The organism is Microbulbifer maximicatervae (SeqCode) (assembly GCF_052467815.1).
Window position 1 is genome coordinate 4,722,076 of the sequence record NZ_CP174326.1, and the last position, 23,840, is coordinate 4,745,915.

Consider the following 23,840-nt stretch of genomic DNA (forward strand, 5'->3'; position numbering starts at 1 on the left):
AATTAAACGGCTCAAGCATAAATCCACTCGTAGAGTTAAAGTTGTATTTCAAGATTCAACTCTAAGGCCAGGGGTACTTACCAGTACCCTCTTTCTCAAACTGCTCTAACTTCTCTTTAGCTTGAGGTAAAAGGTCATAGATTGGCGGATTATTGGATATAAAACCGATCTTGAATTGTGGGGGATACTTAATAAGTTCTTTCATGTAGTCCCCTGCTGTTGTCATCACCGGCACAAGCATTGGCAAATGACGCACACCGATACTGACATCTTCCTGAGGATTGGAATAAAGGTTAAATAATATTGCCCCGCCACTCTCGACAAAGATAGGACCACTAAACCCGCCCCAGTTCCCTCTCTGTACAACACCATTCTCGATTTCTGCCGTCCATACATATTTGAACTCATCAATACGCATTGCAGAAAAATACTGATTCATTGTATAGGGTCTGCTACGGCGTGCAGACTGGCCATTATCCGCCAACAGCATTCCCGTTTGATCGATACCATCGATATATCGATCTTCACTGACAAAGCCGGCAACCTCTTTGCCTGGCTTACCTGCTATCGAAATGGCCGTGTTAAAGAGATCAGCCAGGTCAAACAACCCTTCAGTACGGCGAGGCTTTATCATCCCCTTCCAATAGGCAAATGTCGGCACTCTTACTCCACCCTCCCAGCTTGTACCTTTACAACCCCGGAAAGGGGTTCGGCCATAAGGGGGAACCTCGCACTCGGGGCCATTATCCGAGGTGAAGAAAATCAGGGTGTTATCCAGCTGGTTTGTCTCCTGCAATGCACTAAATAGCTGTGCAAGTACATAATCCATATGCACCATACAGTCGCTATATACTGTACGAGCTCGCGATTTCCCTGCCCATTTATCAGATGGATAATTATCAAAGTGACAACCTCGGGGGGCGTGATACAAAAAGAATGGCTTTTCAGAGCTTTTCATTTGCCTAATGAAATTTACACTGTAATCCATCCATTGGTCATCGAGCACCTTGATATAGTCCAGATCAATCAAATGAACATCTTCACACCGTTCCGTATCCTGCGGCGTACAGTGTACTTCGCTATGACTAAAAGGCTCCTTCTGCATCATGGCAAAGCGCTCTGGAGACAGTGCCACTTCCGGATTAAAATAGATGTCTCTCCATTCCGTATACATATCTGATACACCGAGAAATCCCCGGTAATTGTCATAGCCAACATTCTGCGGTAACGATCCCTTATTTTCGCCCATATGCCATTTCCCGACTCCCTGGGTAATGTATCCCAACTTCTTGAGTATGGCGGGCATTGTGACTGCACCATCCAAACCGCCGGCTTCACCATACATCGGCGGGCGCAAAATGCCGTGGTGCAAGGGATTCTGACCGGTATGAATCGTTGCCCGTGTTGGCGAGCATGAAGGCGTTGAGTAGGCAGAGGTTAGAATAAGCCCCTCATTCGCCAGCTTATCCATGGTGGGCGTAGCATTGCCGACAGCAATACCTCCACCATTAAAGCCAACATCCATCCAGCCCACATCATCAAGTAGGAAAATCAATATGTTAGGCTTTTTACCAAATTTCTCCTCCAGAAGAGCCAGCTTCTGTCTAGCTTGCTTTTCCTCTTGCGGATGCTGAATTACCGGATACATATTGTCAGCCAGTTTTACAGGCTTTAGATGCAGAAACTGATCCGGGTGGCTGTATCCTGGTGCAGAGGTTGGCCCCGTGGTGCTTCCCCGCAAGTTTTCTGCCTGAACAGCAGAACTTGATAGAACAAAGATTAAAGCAAAGTAAACAATAGATAGTTTTCTGCGAAAGAAACACAGCCAAGACAGCTTCATATCCGACATCCCGTTAACGTAAATATTGACTTGTGGCCGCTAAAACCACAATACCGCAGAATCCACCAAAGTTAAATTGCCAATAGCCCATACAAATTAAAATAGAGATAGCTTTCCCTGATATTCATTTAAGGATAGCTCTGAGTGCTGGCCCTATACTTTACAATCAATATTTGGAGAATATAAGAAAAGGAACACGCCTGTGAAGGACAGTAAGAAACTAGGTTACCAGGAGGAAATAAATATCCTTTTATTACCTTCCCTTCTTCTCCTGGAAGAAGAGAAGAGAAATCAAGAAACCTATCAGAACAATAAACCCATCTACCAGTAGTGCTCGGTTTACACCGGCAGCAATATCCGGCGCTGACGCCAATATGGCTGAATTGATCCCCAAGCCCACAGCGCCACCTAAAAAACGGAACATATAGACAACAGCGCCAGACAAACTGGATTTACTGGCCTCCACGGAGGTTATTGCGGCAGTCACAGCGGCAGGGCTAAATATACCTAATCCAATGCCAATCAATAACATACCCGGTACAAAGACCAGATAGACGATATGATTACCGTGGACCGAGAGCATAAAAAGCCCCAGACTCATCGCCAAAGCACCTGAGCAGAGCAACAGCTTTGGGCCAAACCGTTCATGAATAGCTCCAGATACAAAGGCAAAAATGCCAGAAGAAACCATAGCCGGCAACAAAGCCAATCCGGCCTGAAATGCGGAATAATGATGCACGCTAATAAAAAGCAGAGGGATATAGACAAGGATTGCAAAGAACGCGATGGCAACAAAAAAGACACTGACTCCTGACACCATGAAAATACGATTAGTTACCAAACTCGCAGGAATCAGTGCATCATCTGCCATATATGACTCAATTATGATAAAGCTGATCGCAGAGATAAGCGAAACTACCAACAAGCAAACAACCAATATTCCAGAAGTGGTTTTTTCTGTCATAAAATCCAAGGCAAGCAAAAATAGGAATAATGACAGGGAGAGTGTCAATACACCCAAATAGTCAATTCTCTCCACTTTTTTCTCATATTTTTCTTTGGGGTACTTTAATCCATAAAAAGCAACCACCAAAATAGCAATGGGAATATTGATAAATAGAATCCAGCGCCAGCTCAGAAAGTCTGACAAGATCCCACCTATAACAGGGCCGCAAGCTGTAGCCACCCCTAGCGCAGCCAAAATAAATCCCCCGACAAATCCAGCACGATCTGATGGCAACAATGTATAAACCATCCCCAGCATTGCCGACCAGGCCAATGCACCCCCTAGCCCCATCAATGCTCTGGCGATTAGCAGCACCTCAACTTCATTGGCAAGGCCACCCAGGAGAGATGAGAGAGAAAAGATAAAGATACCTATCAAGAAAATCTTTTCACGCCCGTAGATATCCGCCAAACGCCCACTGGTCACAATAATGACTCCATAGGCCAGGGCATAGGCATTCACTACCCAATGCACAAATGATATGCGGACAGAAAAGTCTTCGGCGATAGCGGGAAGAGCCGGTGAAAAGGCGGTAAAATCACTGGCGATCAAAAATACTGATAAAAAGAGAACAGACAGCCCCCAGATTTGCCCTTCTGAGATACCCTTCACTTTTGTCATTTTTACCATGCAAGCTCTCTAAGACCCCACTTAGTGACACTCTAGTCCATGGGGTCAGAGTAGGAGTCTCACAGCCTGTACAGCTCCATACTATTGCATCTGGGGACGATTGAAGAAAGTGGATTGGAAGGCTTACTGACTGAATCGGTTAAATGACGACTAATAACGCCATTTACTCTTTACTTAAAAAGTGGAGTTACTACTGGGGTGGAAGGAAAGAACACACTTCACTCGAGACACGCTGTGAATACATCCCTGTAAGCTCCTAATCGGCATCCATGCCTCATAGGGTCCCGAGCGCAGTGTATTATTTCCTTCTCCCTTTTTAGTAAAAGGTAAGATTAAGCAACCTGATTCTTTTCCGTTTTAATAACTTCACATTATTGTTTGAAGCTCAAACGAAAAGGATAAGATTTAAGGCCCAACCTGCGCCGGGCCCTAAAATTACAGCTTGCCAATTATATTAATAAACACCCCATGACTGTCATAGTCCAGCTGGGTGAGGTCATCAGAGAAGTCGGTAAAGTTGTAGCCCACCCCCAACTTAAGGTGATCCCCAACATGGCGATACAAGCCGATTAGGGCGCCGCTCTTACTATCCTGGGCGTCGGGTAGATCGAGCAGACGGGCTTCCAAGAGAAGGTCCCAGCGTTTGATAAAATGCCAATCGGCACGCAGTACATAAAGGCTGGCACGGCTATCGAAAAACTCCGGGTCTTCCGTGTCCATACTCAACTGGCCCAGACGATAAGCGTACTTACCACCCAAGGTCCACTGTCGATTGAGATCGTAACTGGCGTCTATCGAAAAGATATGACTCTTCTGGATAAATTCAGTGGAGGTATTTTCAACCGTAACCTGGTCCTGGGTCGGCACATTATAGAAATAGGTGTACTTCATCAGGGTATTCAGGCGGTCGTTATTCACCGGGCGATAGGCATAACCCATTACCGCTTCGGTAAATTTGCCATCGTAGAATTCACCTTCCGAACTTTTGCTGTCTGAATAGTTGAGTTTGCCAACCAAGCGCCAGTCTGGAGTAAACTGGTAGTTAAAGGTATTTTTTAATAACCATGTATTACGTTCAGTTTCCGATACGGTATTTTCGTCCGATACCGTTTCCGATATATCCGTACGGTATTCCAGCGCTGATGCTATACGTATCGCATCCCGGCCATAGCCCATATTAAAACCCATGGCATTGCGTTCGGTTTTGGCTCCTGTATCCGGATCTTCGAGCGTACCCGCCTCCAGGGTAGTGCCATAGCTCCAACGGTCATTGGGCGCCAGATCCATACCCAGAGCGTGGGTCAGGCCAGTGGAAACATCGCCGTGACTGTAGCGCTCTTCACCATAAATATTGAGCGTATCGGAATAGCGGCTGCGGAAGCCTGTGCTCATATTGCCCTTGCGTGCACGCACACCGGTATCACTGCGCTCGTTATCCAGCGCATAATTCATATAAAGGCTGGTTCTGTCAGTCACCAGAAAGTCCGTACCGAGCCGGGCAGCTGTGCCGGTATCACCGCCGGAAACCTCACTATCCATTGTCAAACGGTCACTCACCCGATAAGCACCACCGAGGCCGATGCGATTGTTCTCTTCCCGAGTACCGGTCACTTCCATCGTGTTCTGAACAAAACCAAAGGCGCTCCAACTCTCACCGGAGTCATAGCTGGCCTCGACAGCAACATCCGTTCGATCCCCTTCTGTCTGGGTTGCGGCGACAACTTCGGATTCATCCTCGCGGCTGTCATTGCGAACCGCAGAGGTGAGACGCCAGTGATCATTGATGCGGTAGCCAAGCATCAAGTCCATCGCATCGGTCTGCAACCCATCTTCTTCCTCTTTGGTGTCGGCTTTGACCCTTACATCAAAACTCTCACCTATCGGCAGGTTAACGCCACCGCCATATTGGATAGTATCGCCATCCACAAATTGGCCTGGACCGGAAAAACCCGCTTCACGCTCTTGATGGTAGAAATTACCAGAGCCGCGCAAACTCTCGAAGAAATCTCCCAGCTGTAAAACGCCTTCCACTTTAGTTGCACTGGCTGCAACTGTGGAATCCAGGCTTTCGTCTTCAAAGGTGTAGCCACCATCCAGTGAACTGACACTATCGAGGTTGCTACCCTCGCTATCGGCCATTTCAATTTTCACCCAACTACTGGCGCTTTTACGCAAAGTCAGGTCAATACCCTGCAGGGAACTTTCTTCCTCATCTTCGTCTTGCTGAATACTGCTTAGGCCCAATTTGACATGATCACCTAGCCAATAGTGGGCACGTCCACCGACAGCCAGGGTATCCATTTCCTCAAAGCCCGGTGTGTATTCGTAACGCGCTACCAGATATTGGGGGTTACCGTTGTAAGCGCCATCTTCAATGAGCAGTTCATCATTTGCCAGGGAAGATAAGGGGCTATTGAGCAGGATACGCCCTTGGATATAGTCAATGTCGTAATCAACTACTGCAGTGAGGGTCTTAACTGCGAGCACCAGTCCGGAATCTTTATCCCGAACTTCCACACGTAAACTTTCCGAGCCGCTGGAAATATCCTGGTGCCGAAGGTAATACAAGGAACCGCCCGTTCCGCGATACTCATCGCGCCCGGCAACTGTTCCAGGCTCGGCCCCAAAGGCATCTATTTGAAAGCGCTTTTCGCCAAAGCTGGTCATCGCATCGGTTTCAAAGTGACCGCTACCGCCGTAGAGCGTTCGATCAATTTGGGCCAGTTCATTATCGGCGTAGTTCGCTTTGAAATTACCCCAGAGGCCGTAGTCATCGTACTTGGACAATTTCACATAGAACTTGCCAGAGGTAGGGGCGTCTTCAACGACAGTGGAGTCATCGCCAAACGTCGGATAGTACAAATCGCTATCCATACGGCGGAACAAGGCATCGGGAGACTTTTCCATAAAGTTGGAAAACAGATCATCTACCGGGCCTTCTTCGGTGTCAGCGCTCGCTGACAGGCGCCAGCCCTCCCCGAAGCCACCATTGGTATAAAATGCCAGGCGGCCATCGTAACTAACGGAATTGTCGTAGTGAGTCTCATCGCCGGTGACCAGTGCAGCAGGGCCGTTGGTTTTGTCGTAACCCACGGTAAGGTCGGCAATTCCTACGGCAAACCAATCACTTTTAGCAAAATCCAAATCTCGCAGGAAGAGTTCACCATTGCCCTCGTCATCGAGAATCGCCACTTCAACTGTATGCATACCCGGTGCAAAAATTTGCTCGGCGATAAACTGGCCTTGACTGTCTACCGGGACCGGATTGCCCGCTAGCCATACCGTGTGTCCAGGTGGCACCTGGGCACCATTGACCAATACGCTATTGCCATCGAGAGGAATATTCTGTTGGGCCAGGCGATTCTCACCATAACCTACCAACAATTCCCGACCGATATCCTCATTTTCGGAAGAGTCTTCGATTTTATCCACTAACCATAGGGTTTGCTCAGTGGTCTCGTCATAGCGACCCTTGTAGTCGTAGGCACGTAAAACATAGTGCAGTTTTTTCAGTGGCGCTTGGTAGTCAGAAAATTCTGCTCTCCACTCCCCTTTACCAAAGTGATCCAGCGGCACAATAGCCAGCGGGGTATCGCGCAGAGATTGCCCCTCTTCAAACAAGCGCACTTCTGTAGTTTTAACAAAAGAGGGATAGTTGGTATAACTACTGAAAAATACCCGATTCTCTGCCAGATCGGTATCCGGGTTATCCGCATAACGGATGGTATTGGGCCACGCTGTCACATTCAGGCGCGGCTGCATTTTTTTGTTGTCGAAGCGGAATTGAATATTGGCTTCCTGCAAAGCCACATCGGTACAACGCTGCAAGTCCGCCGAGTTTTTATAGGGATCGTATTCCGGGCTGCCGTCGACAGTGATACGCATTAAGTTAAGTGCGTAGGGATTATTGGCTATGGCTTCACGATTAATGCGCTCGATTTCCAAGCGATCACTTTCTGTGAGAATTGCCAGTTCATCGTAAAGGATTTCGACCTCAACCCTGGCGCCATCCCGCTGCTCAAAGCCATTGCTCACCACATCCGCAGATTGGACGTAGCCACGCCCTTCAAATTCCACCTGGGTGTCTTCCAAGTTAAGTAACTCCTGTACCTGCGCCATAGCGCGTTGGGCACGGGCACCGGACAAACCCTGGTCATCGCCGTAAACCATAGCTTCGCGGCGATCCATACGCTGGTTATCGCTGTAACCAATAAAGCTCAGGCGCACATTTGCCTTATTGGAGATTTCAGCCATGGCTGCACGTATCTGTGTCAGCTGTGCCTGGCTGATAATCGGGTCACCGTTATCAAAGCGAATCGGAGATATTTTTCCACCGGCGGACTCATAGGCGATGGTGAGAGTTTCTGCTGCTGCAGCTTCCGGGCAGGCTTGCACCGATTCCGTAGGGACTTCCAGCGGATCGTCATACCAAAATTCCACTTCTACCCGGCGGTTAAGGGCGCGGCCTTTGGGAGTATCGTTAGCCGCTATTGGCTGGCTCGCCCCTTTACCACTGCTGGTAACCATAGTTGCGGGTAAGTTCAGTGCAGCAGCCAAAGCCTGAGCGACACGGCGAGCTTCACTGTAGGACCTTTCCTGATAGGCTTGCTGCTGGGCTTCCGGGTTTTCACCCACATCCAGCGGGCGGGCATCAGTGTGGCCAATAAAATGAATAACCAGATTATTTTTATCGGCAAGGTTTGATCGAACCTCCCGGATACGGCGAATAAAGGCTTCCGGTAATTCTGTTTGCCCGGGCTCTATTCTCAGTGGCGTCACCAGATTTCTAAGGCGTGCCCGCTGTTCACTACCCGCAGCATAGGTGAGTTTACACACCGTTTCCTGGCGGCATACTTTCACCCGGTTGAGTAACAGTGCCTCCGCCCGGGCACGGTCCGCCATGGCTTTTTCATCCAGGGCGTCGTAGGTTACTTTTACCTGTACTCGGCGATTTTCTTCACGACCTGCAGTCGTAATATTATCCGCTATAGGCTCAATATCTCCGCGCCCTTCAACGGCAATCATTTGCTCCGGCAGTTCGAGAGCCTCTTGCAGGAAGTCTGCCACAAACTGGGCTCGCGCCAGGGTAAATTCTTCTTTGCTGGTAAAGTCCGCTACCAACTCCCCAGTAAGAGGGTCAGAATCGGTATGGCCAATGAAGTGCAATTTGAAATTAGGCGTCTCGCCCAATTCATTCAGGCTCTGGCGCAACAATTCCACCGTCTCTGGAGAAACTTCATCTTCAACGCCATGGAACAGGATTGGGTCAATAAAATCTTCCACCACAATCGGGTCTAGCGGCGATACGAATTGTGTCGCATCCTGAAGCCACTGATTTGTGGGGGCGCGCAGCAGCATACCTTCGGTATTACTACCGATTGATTGCTCCTCGAACTCTACTTGAGTTTCATTTTCCTCAGAATTCAGGCTTGGAATATTCTGCCACACCTGCCACCAGCCAAGCTCATTCAGTTGCGAATCTGCATCTTGGGCCTGGGCCGGAAGTGTCAGTGCCAGTGCAATTGCAGTGGCCAGACGGCGGTCCCGCCGGGGGAAAAAGCGGATCGACTTCACTGAAGAGTTTGTCGAGCCTGCTTTCTGGAAAATATTCCGTTTCGCAAAGGGCATTACTCCAACCCTCCTTTGCCAGGAGGCGCTCCACGGCGCCAGAAAACTTCAGTTTCAATGGTCAAATCGTAGTCGCCATTACGACTCGTCCAATCCTTGGCAACCTGATCCTTAATTGCCTGCAGGCGCTCTTCCACCAAATCCGGATCTTCATTTTCACCGAGATAGGCAAGGCGTAAAACAGAGGGGGCTTCGCTGAGTTTTTCCAACAGTAAGTCCATTCGGGAGTGCCATTGCGGGCGCAGTTCTATTGTGCCCGGTTCAAATACCGCATCGGCAATGTCCAGGCGCACCACCCGGTGCAAGCTGGCTCCAAAATTGAACTTCAGCATCTTGCCTCGGGTAGCTCGCAGCACGCGCGGGTTTTCAGTGGTGAGACGATACCCGCTTGGCAAGCTGCGATCGTCGAGCTTGAGCACAAAATTAGAACCCCGGTCTCCATTCGGCACCACTGCGCAGGTAATATGGAAACGACCATGGGAGTCCGCAGTAACATTCAAGCCGGTCGCAGTTGCCACACGCGCTCCGGGCAGGCCACCCTCGCCTTCATCCTGGTAGCCGTTCATATTTTTATCGTCAAACACTTTGCCGATAACATCAGTACAATCAAAGGTGGGATCGGGCACTACCCGCACTGTCGCAGAGGCTTCACCAGAAGCGGCCTGCCCAGAGAGCTGATTGAACATGCGCGCGCGGTTTACGTATTTGCCCTCGCCCACACCGGAACCTACAACCAAGAGCAGCTTTAACACACGAGTTTCTTCCGCTTCCACTCGCAGATCCGACCAACTTAATTGCAGGCCCTCACTTTCAGGTTCAACCGCCTCGCCATCAAGGCGCGCTGAGCCCGCCACATATTTGAAGCCTGCGGGGAAGTAATCCACCAACTGCAAATCGGTTAGGGGTATCGGCAGAGTGTTGCCAAAGGTAATGGTGTAGGGCACCAGCTGGCTACGGGTTACATTGAGCATGGCGGCAGTTTTGGTGATGGACAGCGCCCCTTCCAGCTCCGGGTCCATAGCGATATGGTTGTTAAACAGCTGGCTTTCCCCTGGAATCTGGCCGTCATCCAAAGTCATGCGCAGATAGTAATCTGTTGCTGCATCCCGGGCCTCCACATCGAGGGTGGGGTGTGCGGAAGATTCCTGTACCTCACAGTGGTCCGCAGTTGCTGGAACCATATCGGCATTACTGCCCAGGCAGCCAGCCACATCAAAACCGGCAGTTTCGCTATTGGTCTGCGCGGGGATTACCAGTGACTCACCACCGGTGTAGTCATCATCATCGATTTCTACCTGAATCAGGTAATCCACGTTGGACGGACAGGAAGCATCGCTGAAATTAATATCGAATTTGTAGTACCCCCCGGACTGGGCTACCTGTCCCTGCTGCTTCTCATCATCAAAGCAACGCGCCGGTAGCTCCTGACCGGAACTCACTCTCAGCATGGTGAGTGTGGCACCTTCAATAGCAGATCGGGTTACAGAGTCGTAAACCACTCCATTGGGTGTCAGCGGTAAGTTTAAGTCCTGGGGGTTTGCTCCCGATTCCACATAAATTTCACTGATCGATTGTGGTCCATTGGTGAAATCAGAAACAGGATTACCCAATGAAGCCGTATTTTCCGTGGCATCCGGTGCGGTGTAACGCATCTCGTAACTGAGGCCGCCATAACTGTTGGGCACCAGTCCCTGGAATTGGAAATAGCCATTTTCATCAGACTGAGCTGTTTCCATCAGCTCCTCATTGAAATACAGATCTACTGCCCAGTTAAGCAGTAGGCTCTCATCCGTATCCAAAGCATTGTTGAAATTCACATCGTGCCACAGGTAACCAGCCAGGTTGGCAATGCCCGGCGTACCGCCAACATCAATGGCAACACTGGCCTGAGCGCTGGAAGCCGGGTCATTCCACTGCACTTCTGCCGTGTTCACTACGGTAAAACCGTAATCCAGGTTTTCCGACATCTGCGCCTGGAAACGCAGTGTAACAACCTCTCCCGGCTCCAAATCACCGTAGGTAGTGGCGTAGTCCGCAGTGATCAGTGTGTTGGCCACTGTTACACCGTCAGCCTGCCCATTGAGCAGAGCTGAATCGGCAACATAAGTGAGGACGCCATCGCCGGCAATGGCCAGGTCATCGGTAATCTCAACATACGTGGCAGAAACACCACTGATATTTTCGACGGTTACCAGGTACTCCAATACCGCCCCTGCTTCTGCAGCCCCGCCACCGACAACGGCAACTTCTTTCACAATGGACAACAGCTGGGCATCACCTACGACCACCTCAGTTGGCTGAGCGCCATTGGCCGAGTTGCCGTCTGCATCGGTTAGGGTAAGTGCCAACTCATCAGCTTCAACACTACCCTGGTTACTAATAACCGTACCTGTCGCTGTACCAGCGTTCACCATCACTTCAAAGGTAACGGTGGCTGTTTCGCCCGAGGTAATAACACCCTCGTTAGCTCCCGGCAGGGGTGGTGTCAGGTCATCGGAAGAAACCGGCAATGCAGAATCCAGCTGTGAATTACCACCACCGTTATCCGCTACCGATTCACCATTTAATGTGGTAGTACCGGCAACATAGGTGGTGTCATCTGGCACCTGGTCGGTAAGCGCTACTTCCTGTGCATCCACACCCCCCATATTGGTAATGGCGATGGTATAGCGGAGCACATCACCGGGATCAACAATCCCTGTGGAGGTGTAGTCTTCAGCAATTTCTACAGTCTTGTGGGCAATTAACAGAGGCACATCGCCGACAATATCGATCGTGGGATCATCGGGGGTATCAGTATCCGGATCATCGGAGGGCACTTCATCAAAAGTACCACTACCCGCTCCTTCACCATTTACGAATCCCTGGTTCGAAATTACGGTGCCATCATTAACGTCATTAATGGTGACATCAAAGGTGATAACCGCTGCAGAAACACCATTGGCGCTGGCACTGATAAAACCATCGGCTTCGCCATCGGTATTAATATCCATACCGGCAGCCAGCGGGGAGGTACCGCTGACATCGGACACTGTAGAGCCGTTCAAGGTAGTAGAGCCGCTGACATAAGTCGTATTCGCGGGGATCTGATCCCGTATCTGAGTATTGATCGCGTTCTCATTACCGGTATTTTCCACCGAAATGGTGTAACGCAGGGTATCTCCCACCATCAACAAGTCGGCATCATCAGTAATATCTACCGACGTTTTTTCTACGACCAGTAATGGCTCTGATTCAATCTGTACTTCCGTGGGATCTTCATCTCCCGCAGTATCCGGATCATCGGTACCATTGATATTGGGGTCATCACTGTCTTGTAACGCTTGCCCGGGCAGCTGAACTTGGGCCTGGTTAAAGACTTGAGTCCCACTATCAATAACTGCAGCCAGCGTAACCTCGTAAATAATCTGGATAGAATCCCCTGTTGTGCCGCTCGCAGTGAGGTCCAGATTACCAACTTCCAGGTAGCCACTATTCCAGGTTCCTGCTGAGGCATCGATAGCACTACTGTCACTTCCGGCAGGTGCACTGACTAACTGCAAAGTGCCCGATTCAAATAATGCAGAATTATTTAATCGACCAAGGTCATCGGAAACTTCAACTCCACTTACATCAACACCGCTCGTATTGGTCAGTGTCAGTGTGTAACGCAAAACTTCTGCCGGACTGGCGGTAGTAGCCGGGTTTTCTCCACGGCTGATATTTTCCACCGCTTTGTAAAAAGTCACTGTCGGCACAGAGGAGGTAACCGAATAAGCGTCCTCATGATCAAGCACGCCAGGAGTACCATCGGTGGGCGCCGCATTGGTGTACTGGCGGGCTTCGCTGAAGCTGCTATCCCTGCTATACCACTCAGTAACACCGGCAATATTCGTCAGCGTATCCCCATCAACGGTGTCGGTATCCAGGTAGGCATCGTAGCCCACAAGTAGATGGTAATCCGCATCCAGCATCGCCGCTGAGCCAATGGAGGTAATTGTGAGCGTACAGCTCGCGCTGTCGAATACTGCAGTAAAGTCGGAGCCTTCCGTCAGAGTAGCCGTGGTGATACCAGTGCTATCGGTAATTTCCGCAGTAAAATTGTCAGGGGCCGTTTCACACATACCACCGGGATTATTGTCCGGCAAAATATCGGTAACACTAATATCCCAGGCGGGACCCGTACCGGTATTGTGTAAATCTAAAGTGAAGGTACCACCAACACCGGACTGCACACTGGTCGGGCCAGTTTTAGTCAGGGTAATTGCGCTGGGCTCCACGACTTCCATATCTGCCGTAGTATTTCCGCTACCGGCACCCTGCCCCACAGAAGCATTATCATTTTCGTAGTTGTAGCTATAGCTGGCACTCGTAGAAAAATTCAAACCGTCTACATTTGGCGGGTCTATATCCAGCAACTGCAGTGTTACATCGATTACCACTTGTTCGCCGGCAGGCACATCAATTCCAGTCGTATTGTCTGCAATACTAAGACTGGTAGCGGTACCATTATTTTCAGGGGTGAAAGATGCACTGCCAGAAACTTTACTGGCACTGACAAATTCTAAATCTGCAGCGGACGTTGTGAGATCCATCAACACAGTGACATCGTGAAGCGCTGTGGTCTGCACCGTTTCCGGGATGGTAATACGATAATTAAACGGTTCGCCGATAGATGCGGTTGATTGGGTAATCTCAATCAATAACGGTGAAGCATTGGGCGTATTAAATTGAACACTAACTGGAGAGGTCGGACCATAGTCCTCACGTAAATCCTCAGTTACCGCGACGGAATTTAGTGACGGTAAATCATCATCATCGAGAGAATAATAAACTTCAACATAGGCTGCATTCTGCAGGCTCAGCCCAGCGCCCAAGTTGGAATCAGCCTCAACCCGATAAACCATTTCCAAAGATTCGCCCGCATCGATTCCATAACCGGTCCCTGAGGCAAAATCCCAAATGACTTCACCGGTACTGCTATCAAAAGAGGGGGCGACCACCGCTGCAGTGGCACCATTTACCGTAAGGGACTGCACACTGATTCCCGCCTGTCGCAAACCTGAGGGAATCACATCGCGGAATACCGGATCATAAGCCGGTGAAGAGCCGTTATTAGTTACCGTAACGGTATATTCAATCGTATCGCCGGCAGAAAGCGTACTGCCATCCGCAGGGCTTGAATTTATCGCCACAGAGAGATCCGGCTGTAGCAGATCCAGGGTTTCACTATCGCTACGGGTCTCAGCGCCTGTGGCAGCATCGAAACCAAACTCTGCAGTATTGGTCAATGCAGTATTCGCTGCCGGCCAGGGGTGGGAATCCTCATTGAGAACCCGCACCAGGTAACGCACAACAAATTCATCGTTGCTGCTATCGTTATCAGCGGTATTTACCAAGTCCGGGATACTCCAGGTGACTGTAGTGGCACCGGTGGCAGGGTCTCCAGACTGCAGCGGCTCGGCAATATCACTGTGGGTAAACGGTGCGCTGGCAATAAATGGTGCCGAACTCTCGCCATTGATTGAGAGTGTGCTTACAAACACCATCCCCTGAGGCAAGGTATCGACAATTAGTCCGTTGGAAGCCGTGCCCTCTGGCAGGGAAAGGGTAATCTGGTATTCAACCAAATCACCCACTCGCAACTGCTCATCAGCACTACCATAGCTGTCATCCAGACGAATTTTGCTGATTGTACTGTCGTTGGCAGCATCTACCTGAGCAGCAATATTCTCCAACAAATAATCATTCAGCCCAGCGCTGCCATCGGCACCATTACGCTCATAGGTGCTGCTGTTATCTTCATCGAGGCTGGTCCACTCAACACTGGCAGTTGCGGACAACGTCGCTGCTGGCTGTACACTGTTGAGAACAACCGCGTCAAAAACCAGCGCACTGCTATCACTTGCAGCGATATCCAGATCGCTGTTAGCCCGATCCCAAGCCAGGGTTTGTGCAGTTGTAACTCCGTCACCACTTACAGTTGGATCTGCCTGGGACGCCCCGGCAAAAGTTACTGTGCCCGGCACAAATTCAAGCCCCAGGGACAGCAATTCGCTAACTGAAATGTCATAGGCTGCAGAATTTTCTGCATTGCCCGCAGCGCTAAGGTCCAAGGTGAAGCGCAGTACATCACCCGCATCCGGGTCGTTACCTGGATTGGTTTGATTCGCAACAGAAGCAGTTGCACTTAGTTCCGGCTCAACAATCGTGAGTGTCGCCGCAGTGCCGGTACCGCCAGACTGTGAAGTGCCTCCGTCCGTTGCGGCGTAAGTATAAGTCACTTCATTTTCAAAACTGTGGCCAGCCTGGGCCGTCGCATTATTGGCGACCCGGGTGCGCACTTCAAAAATTGCCACAGTACCCGCTGGAATAATATCTATTGTCAAATCGATATTATTCCCACTGGTATTATCGGTATAGGTGAGCCCATTAATTTCCTGCAGCTGCACCAGCTCCAGACTGGAATCCAGTACGTCGGAAATTGCAATATCGTAAATTGCCGAAGTCGTGCCACTGCCAGGCACCTGTATTTGATATACGACTTCGTCACCGATAGCGGCAGTAGATGCTGTCTGCAGTGTCTTTTGCGGAGCGGTCACACTGGTCGCAACGGTACCCATTGGATAAGGAGTGCCCAGGGAAACTGCAGAATACTGCTCGCCATCATTGCCCTCCAGCGACCAAAACTCATCGACTGTAAAAGTATTAACCCAGCTTTCACCGCCACTGATATCCGTATAGAAACCAATTTCGTAGCTGATTTCCAGGCAAGTGCCCGCCTCAACTGGCACCAGGAAATCGAAACCCATATCATCACCGCGCGTTGCGGGCGCGCTATAGGTGTAGTCGGTTCCCTGTGTCAGTACAGCACCGTCGAGGCTCACCTGGAGATTGGCAATGGAACTCTCGTCCATTTGCGTCGCTAAGTCGTCTGTTAGCGATAGGTTGTAGGCGGAGGCGAGGCCCGAGTTACAGGCCTGCAAGGTAAACTGCATAACATCGTTGGCCGGGTCCACATTCATATGGGAACTGGGCCAAGTGGCATCGGTCTTGGTGAGACTGTCGATAACCGGTTGCAATACAGTAATATCGGCGCTGTCCTGCAAGGTACTGGCCGCGCCGGTGTAGTTTAGCTGGGCCGTATTGGTAAGAGTTGCAGTAGGAGAGGCAATTCCCGAACTCACCACTACCTTGGCTGTGTACTCAATAATAAAATTATTGGTATTCCCAAAATTACTGCTGATATCCCCCAGGTCCCAGGCAACTGTACCAGTATCACCTGCTGCAGGAACTGAATTCGCGGAATACGTGAAATCGTTCAGATTATCACTGTAGGGCGCAGCACTGTCCCCATTTACGCTGACAACAGTGTCAAATTCCAAACCACTGGGCAGCACATCATCAATAGTGACCCCAGGCGTAGTACCCGCCTGCAAATTCAGGGTTAGCTGGTAAGTAACCGTATCACCAACACGCAAGGTGCCCACTGCAGTTGCCGTATCCGTATCGGCAGTTACTGTTTTTGTAATACTGGTATTATCAACTGTATCGATACTGGCCTCTGCGGGGCCAACACAATAATCATCAGGCGCAGAGATACTGGGACATCCAGCACCATCACGCTCATAAGCCTGATCATTGATGCTGCCATCATCCAGCGAGGTCCAGTCCAGCATTACACTGTTATTAATGGGCGAACCAAAAACGCCTGTAACCTGGGTGCGGTAGGTGAGCACCAGTGTTTCGCCAAGCTGCAGATCCAAGCTGTTATCACTGTTGTCCCGCCCCCATACCAGTGGGCCCGAGGGGGCTGCTGCCGGCGTAGCTACAAAACCGGAAACTGCGGTGCCGCCAATTTCTGCGGTAGGAGTAAAGCTGCTATCAAAGGTCAACTCTGAAGGTAAGGTGTCTACTAAATTCAGCTCATAAGCGGGGGCACCGGAGCTGGAATCATGCTCCACGGTAATCACATATTCCAGTACATCACCGCCCACCGGTAGGTTGCCGGGATTGGTGGCATTGCTCACAGTCTTGCTAATCGCAAGTAGGGGTTCTACTACCGTTATACTGGTTGTACTGTCGTTAAGACTTTCCGTACTACCGCTTTCCCCGTTGCTATAGGTCAGCGCAGCACTGTTCTGGCGACTATCCCCGTCATTTGTAGAGAGATCATTTTCAATACGTGCAAAATAGGTGATTCGGATCAGCGGGGAAATACTGCTTCCTGCGGTATCATCTTCACTATTAGTATCGACAGTGCCGATATCCCAACTGGCATTGCCGGAAGTATTATCCCCCGGGAAACTGTTAAAAGCGGATTCGGATGGCGCGCTGCCATTAATTGTCTCAATGCCGACAAAGTCGTAAGTGATATCGTAATCAGTATTGTGGGAAAGCACATAACCTTCAGGGCTGCCCAACTGATCAGTGACGACTACATTTTCACTGACCCCTTCCGGCAAACTGATTTCCAATTGGAATTCTTTATGAGCACCAATAGTAGGAACTACTGTGGTGTCTAAATCTGTTTTAGTCAGCTCTAATGCCGGGACTTCGGTCTGAGCGCTGGCGGTGGTTTCATAGTCGTTGATGGGATCGCCAACATTAGGCAAAACACCAATACGCATTCCATCAGCATCGCCATCGGTTCCAATAACATTACTGCTGTTAAGGGCAATATCTGAACCCGGTAGCGATTGCCAGCGAGCTTCGATGGTATTATCCAGAACTTCATGGGGCTCAACGCCCTGCTCTACCTGAACTTCAAAAGTAAATGTTTTTGTATCGCCAGCGGCAATGGTGTAATCGCCATTACTGCGATTCCAGCTAAAGATGGGAGCATTAGAGCCCACCGTAGTGACATCAATATTATTGGGGGGATCATTGCCACCTACATTGCCCAGGTAAACTAAATTACTGCCGGTGAGATCGTCGAGTACCTGTAAATTGTAAGCATCGGCGCTACCTGTATTTTCAGCGATAACCGTCACTGTAAGAATATCGTCAGCATCACTATTAGTAACGGCAAAGGATTTTGTCAGCTGTATTTCAGGTTCGAGTATCGTTATTTCATGTGCGTCAAATGGTACCGCTACAGACGCACCGGACTCATCCACGTAGGAAACCTGTGCAGTCGTGTAACTACCACCATTGCCCAATACATCACCGTCATTGGTATTGCTGCTGTTTTCAATACGGGCAATAAACTCTACAGGGAAATCAAAAAGGCTACCGGAAACGGTGGTGAGTTCCTGATCACCAAAATCCCACTCTACATAGTCCGCAGTACCAGTGCTGGTACAGGTAGCGTTAAAGGTACCGCCCGGTACGAAACCTGCAGTATCAAAGGGCGAGGCACTTAAATCGATAGTTTCTCCCTCGATACAGCGCATGCCCGCCGGCAATTCATCGCGAATTACAAAGTCCCGTAACTTTGCCGCCGGAATCTGTGCGGTCAACTCGTAACGAATCTCTTCACCGACAACAGCGGTATCACTGCTGGTACCACTGGCGGTGCCGTTGGAAAATTCCAGCGCTTCCTTCGGTTCTGCCTGTACCTCAATAATCTGCATCTGCGCTAGGGCATTATCAGATTGGTAGTGGCGAGCACGCCCCGCTGCAGGGGTGCCGTCACCTACACCATCATTGTCCGTGTCACTGACAATTTGAGGGGTAGTCTGGTTACTAAAATCATCCTCCAAACTGTCGTAACGAGCAAAAAATGTATTCGTAAACAGCTGCAGTGGTGCCACTGACTCGTCCGGCTTCACACGATAATACAAAGTGACAGAATCACCGGGATTAATCCGCTCAAGCGCGCTGGAGTGCTCATAGGAGAAGGTAATAACCGCTGGAGTACCGCCGTCTCCACAATGAGAAGCTTCCGAATAATTATTTGTACCCGATGTAGTTCCCACCCAGCCATCATCGCCACTGGTAGTTTCCGAACTGCCATCGCCATCATTATCCAGACTGTCAGACTCCAGAGCCTGCACACACATCTGGCCCGAGGAATCCAGGTTATCGGTTACTACAATATCGTACGCGGGCGCTCGATCAACGCCGTTATCTGAAGCCCGATTGGTAACCGTCAGGCGGAAAATATAAGTCTGGTCACGGTGTCCTTCATCAGTAAAATCAACAAAGTTGCTACAGGTGGTTCCTGTCCCGTAAAGGTTTTCATTACAGACTTTTTTGTCCACCTCTATTGAAGGCTCAGTAACCGTAACCGATTCCGACCACTCAGTGACATCAGGGAAGCCTGGAACGGTTGTTGGAACACCATCAATATTAGTGAGGGTACCACTGGTATTGTAGTTATCGACGATTATCGTTTCCGTATCGAAAACCGCAGTAAACTGGGCCCGGGCATAATCAATACTGTCATTCGCATGTTGGTTCGGATCTGTACTCTCAGTATCCGCCGGGTCATTCAGCAAGCGAGTGGTCATGTCCGCGAGGAACCAGCGATCTTTCTCTGTAATACTGGCAGTAATATCCCACTGTAAATCTGTTTCACTCAGTGAGTTATTCAGACCGCCACCTTCGACAATATCGCCAGTGGAAATAGCTACACAATTTGCCTGAGAGGTAGTGTCGGGAAGAGTGACATCGGAACAGTTTAGGGCGGAATCCGCAATATAACCCTGGCCATCGGGGAGGTCATCGATAACATCAACATCTTTCACTTCAATTAAAGTGAATCCGGGAGTGTCAAAACCAAACCAGCCACCGGCTTGAATTTCAAAGCTACATTCTTCACCAATCAGAACACTGCTATTGGGATAGGCACTTTCACTGGTAAGCTCGTTACATTCATCGGAACGATCTTTAATCAGGTTAAACCCCATAACCCGTGCGCGCATGCCATCGAGGGTATAATTATTGGCCAATTGTTGATTTGGGGTCGTGTTGGTTAGGGATACCGGATCGGGAAAACCCAGCGCAGTACCATCATATAAGGTGATTTCACCCACAACATCTGCGCGGAAAGTAAGATCGTCATCGGTGGCAGAGTGGTTTTTCTCCACCTCGAAAACTACCCGTTCTGTATCACCAGGCCCAATTTCACCACCCAGATCACCACTATCACAGAAATACACGGTAGAGGAATCTGGTAAATAATCAGGCTGATTCCAAAGTGGGTGCCCAGGGACAGTGCCTAAACTGGGATTTCCCAGCGCCGTACAGCTGCGATCATTAGACAGAACCGTCATCGCCTCACCAAAGGTGATATAAACGGAATAGTCATTCGCATCGTGGCCACCATTATTGGTGATATCCACTGTTAACTCTGAAGTACCGCTGTCACGAACAATATAGAGAGGGTGAACGGTGCTGACATCCAGGTCTTCAGGGTCGGGAGTAACCGATTCGGTCTCCACTTGAGTAGCAGGACTTGTTGAAGAACAGAAGTCCTCGTAATCAATCGTCAGAACATTACCTGTTAAGGCAATATTACTATTTGGATCAGTTCCGGTAGTGGAGGACTCTTCCTCTACATCCAGGTCCGCCTCGAAGTCATAGAAATCTGGCTCTATCGTAACGACGCGAAATCGAATTTGAATTTCATCTCCGTGCCGCATCATGTTCTCTTGGTCGGAATAAACCGAGTGAACGGTACTACTCAATAAGCGGAATTCTGGTTGGTTATTGTTAAGTGGATCAGTATCCCACTGATTCCAGGTAGAGCCCACACGCCATTCCAGTGTATCGACTTTGCCGTCATAGGTTGAACTATAATTGGCTCCATGATTGTCAATTCCACGGCGCTCCTGGGTGATCTCCGGGGTAAAAGTAGTATCAACTACATATTCGTCAGGCAGATCACTAACAAATTGGACGTCCTTTACCGAACCCCCGGTCTGGTTATTTACCGTAATGGTAACGTAGCCGGAAGCACCCAGGGGCTGGTTCAAATTGGTACCAGTAATCTCCTGGCTAATAGTGAGGTCTGAGGAAGACACAACACGCATTGCCGACGTATCAGAACCAGGGGACGAAGCTTCCGCAGGGCTGGTAATACCACCAACGCCCGTGTCGCCATCAATTTCACAACCCCACTGTAAATCTGACACCGTATTGGTGCCGTTACTACAGGAAGTATTTACCTTACCCACCAGGTAAATATCCAGGGTCCCTCCAGACGGAACGTCAGTGCGCCCCGAACCATTGGAAAAATTGCCATCCAGCTCAAAATCGTTAACCGAATTACTGGCTGATACACAGCTACTGCCACTGGGAGCCACACCATTGTTGTTGGCAACAGCTTCTGCCGTAGTTTCACTCGGACAGGCGTAGTTGATATCCATATTGGGGTTGGACATCAAATCGTCAAACCGTGCATCCTGCATATCCGCCTCACCGTTATTGGAGATACGGATGCGCCAAATTACATCGTCCTCAATATTGCCATAGACATTATTGGTGTAGTTCGTTTGCGCGGCATCCATGTTGCGGCCGCGCTTATCCATGGAGGGTTCGGGCTCACGTATGGCCAGCTCCATGCTGTCGGTATCTGTGGTGGTTGGGTAGCTGCAGTAATCGAATGTTGCAGTAGCATTCAAGGTACGATTATTGACTACCAGCTCCTCTTCCTCTTCATCCTGGCTTCGCACATTAAACGTGATAGTTAAAGTAGTGCTCTCAGCGAGATCAGAAAGGGCTGACAGATCATTTTGGTCCCAAGTGATAGTGGTACCGCTAATCGTGGGCTCTCCCAAAACAGATCCAGAACTTACAGAAGTGGAGCCCGTTACATACTCCAGGCCAGAAGAGCCAAAGTTCTCAGTAATAACGATATTCTCGATATATTGAGTACCCGCGAGGCCGCTATAAATACTGGGTACATCAACTTCTATGGTGACCTGTCCATCACCACATAAAACACACCAACTATCGCTAGAGCGATGACTGAGGATATTGAACCCTGTAGGGTCCTCAGTTATAGAAGGGCAACTACTTTGAGCAAATGCTTGCGGCGCAGCTATTAAGAACGCAGCACAAACCAATAAAAATCCAATAAATGTAGACTTGTAGGATTTTTGCTCAACTATTTCCGACTTCATTATCACTTAACAGCCGCCACTTTCTAATGCAGATATTTGGAGACAAGTCGGGCATTTACGCCAGACACTCCACGGTGGGCGAACTTTAATTACAACGCCATCTGGTAGCCGTGAAATAAGTCATAATTAGCCAGCTAGCAGGGGGAACTTTTGCGGGGATTGCCAAGTGGTTCTCAGGCAAGCACTGAGGATGAAAAGTTTTTTCTAGTATGAGCAAAAAAAGAGCGCAAAAATCTGGTGAAATTTTCGCCGTATTGAAGTGATCGGAACCCACCTATTTTTGGCAGGCTCCGATCGTTCATTGACCTAGGTAGGAGGGAAGAAGTCAATTGGGTAAAGAATAGTGATTGTCGGCACTCCAGCCTTCTCACCAAAGTTAAACCGTTTGACCCTAGCCACAATTTTTGCATTGAGTGACGGCGAATCCACATCACTGGAATCTACACTCACAGCAGAAACCGATCCGCTGGGCTCGATAGTAATCTTCAACACCATCTTGCCTTGCAGTGCGGGATTATTACGCAGTTCACGATTGTAAATACGGTACAAGGTAGCCTTGTAGCGATCGAAAACGATCTGGATTTCTTCGTCCGTCCGCGACGGTCCAGCGCCATCGCTAAGAGGACTATCCTCACCGGCAAAGTCACCTTCAGTCCCGATAGAGCTTTCCACTCGCGCAAAGGCAACGCCACCCAAGTCCGAACCAGATCCACCCACATTACGACTCAGCTCTGCTGTGTTGATACCACCACTACCTGCGGTAGATGCTGCAGTGATCAGTGAGCGCTGACTGCGGTTCTCTTTTTTACCGGCCGTGCTCAGCTGGGTTTGCTGGCCGAGGCGGTTATCCAGATCATCCTGTATCAGGTCCTGGAAGTTATCCTTAAAGGCGAGAACACCGGATCGCTCAGCTTTTTTGCGCGCCTGCTTTTTCTCCGCCTTGGAAGGTTTCGGATCCTGTTTGGCCACCTTCTGCTCAGGCTTCTTCTCCGGTTTTTTCTCCTCTTTTTTAGGCTTGGATTTTTCTGGCTCTGGCGGTGGCTTGGGCTTGGTTTTCTTCTCAATAACCAGCTTGGCCAGGCGCTCAGGAATCTCCACTATCTGGGTTTCAGGCTTGGGCACGGTATACAAAGGAATCAGGTAGCCCAACAGTGCGGCGAAAAACAGCGAAACAAAAACACAGCGACGAAATCGCTTTTCGTCCTCACCCTGCTTATGCCATGGCATCACCATAGGGCGGAAACTAGGTTGTTCGAATTCCCTCGTTATCTCAAATTCGAACTTGGACTCTTCCTCCTCACGGCGCAGCTCATCCGCGCGCTCATCCAGCGCAAAGATCTCTTCCTGGCAATCGGCTATTCCGCCCTGCAAAGCACTGCGCTCACCGCGCAATTGCTCCATGCCCTCATTGAAACTGCGTGTCGATTGGCCGATCCGCGCAATAACTTGCGCTGAAGCATTCTCCCGATAATCTTCGGCCCAGAACATTTCTCCCGCGCCAGCATCCTCAAGCTTGCGCAGACGTTCTGAAATCTCGTCGAGCAACTGGTACTTGGACCCCTGGTCCTGTAATTCAGCCAGCTTCTCTTCGATTCGTTGCCGCTCATCCTCGAGCAGCTGCATGCGATGGCGAACCGCTTCAAGCGCTTCGCCTACCGCCTGCTGTTGTTGAAGAAAATTACTCACA

General features: G+C 49.7%; 5 protein-coding genes. All 5 read right to left on the bottom strand.

Annotated elements, in window-relative coordinates; translation table 11 throughout:
* Positions 1–61: 61 nt before the first annotated feature.
* The 5 genes from ACJJIW_RS20410 to ACJJIW_RS20430 all read right to left on the bottom strand — a co-directional run bounded on the left by ACJJIW_RS20410 (position 62) and on the right by ACJJIW_RS20430 (position 23,839).
* Positions 62–1,840 carry a sulfatase-like hydrolase/transferase gene (locus ACJJIW_RS20410; RefSeq protein ID WP_282932162.1) on the bottom strand — a complete coding sequence of 593 codons (1,779 nt, stop codon included), beginning with the start codon at positions 1,838–1,840 and terminating at the stop codon, positions 62–64.
* A 253-nt stretch (positions 1,841–2,093) separates the two neighbouring features.
* Positions 2,094–3,476, bottom strand: a complete 1,383-nt coding sequence (locus ACJJIW_RS20415; RefSeq protein ID WP_444936204.1) for an MFS transporter — start codon at positions 3,474–3,476, stop codon at positions 2,094–2,096.
* 435 nt (positions 3,477–3,911) lie between these two features.
* Positions 3,912–9,104 carry an OmpA family protein gene (locus ACJJIW_RS20420; RefSeq protein ID WP_444936205.1) on the bottom strand — a complete coding sequence of 1,731 codons (5,193 nt, stop codon included), beginning with the start codon at positions 9,102–9,104 and terminating at the stop codon, positions 3,912–3,914.
* Complete coding sequence (locus tag ACJJIW_RS20425) at positions 9,104–22,153, bottom strand: isopeptide-forming domain-containing fimbrial protein (RefSeq protein WP_444936206.1); 13,050 nt, start codon at positions 22,151–22,153, stop codon at positions 9,104–9,106. Before ACJJIW_RS20425 ends, ACJJIW_RS20420 begins: the two co-directional genes overlap by 1 nt.
* Before the next feature lie 306 nt (positions 22,154–22,459).
* Positions 22,460–23,839, bottom strand: coding sequence for an AgmX/PglI C-terminal domain-containing protein (locus tag ACJJIW_RS20430; RefSeq protein ID WP_282932158.1), 1,380 nt, complete (start codon positions 23,837–23,839; stop codon positions 22,460–22,462).
* Position 23,840: the final 1 nt, after the last annotated feature.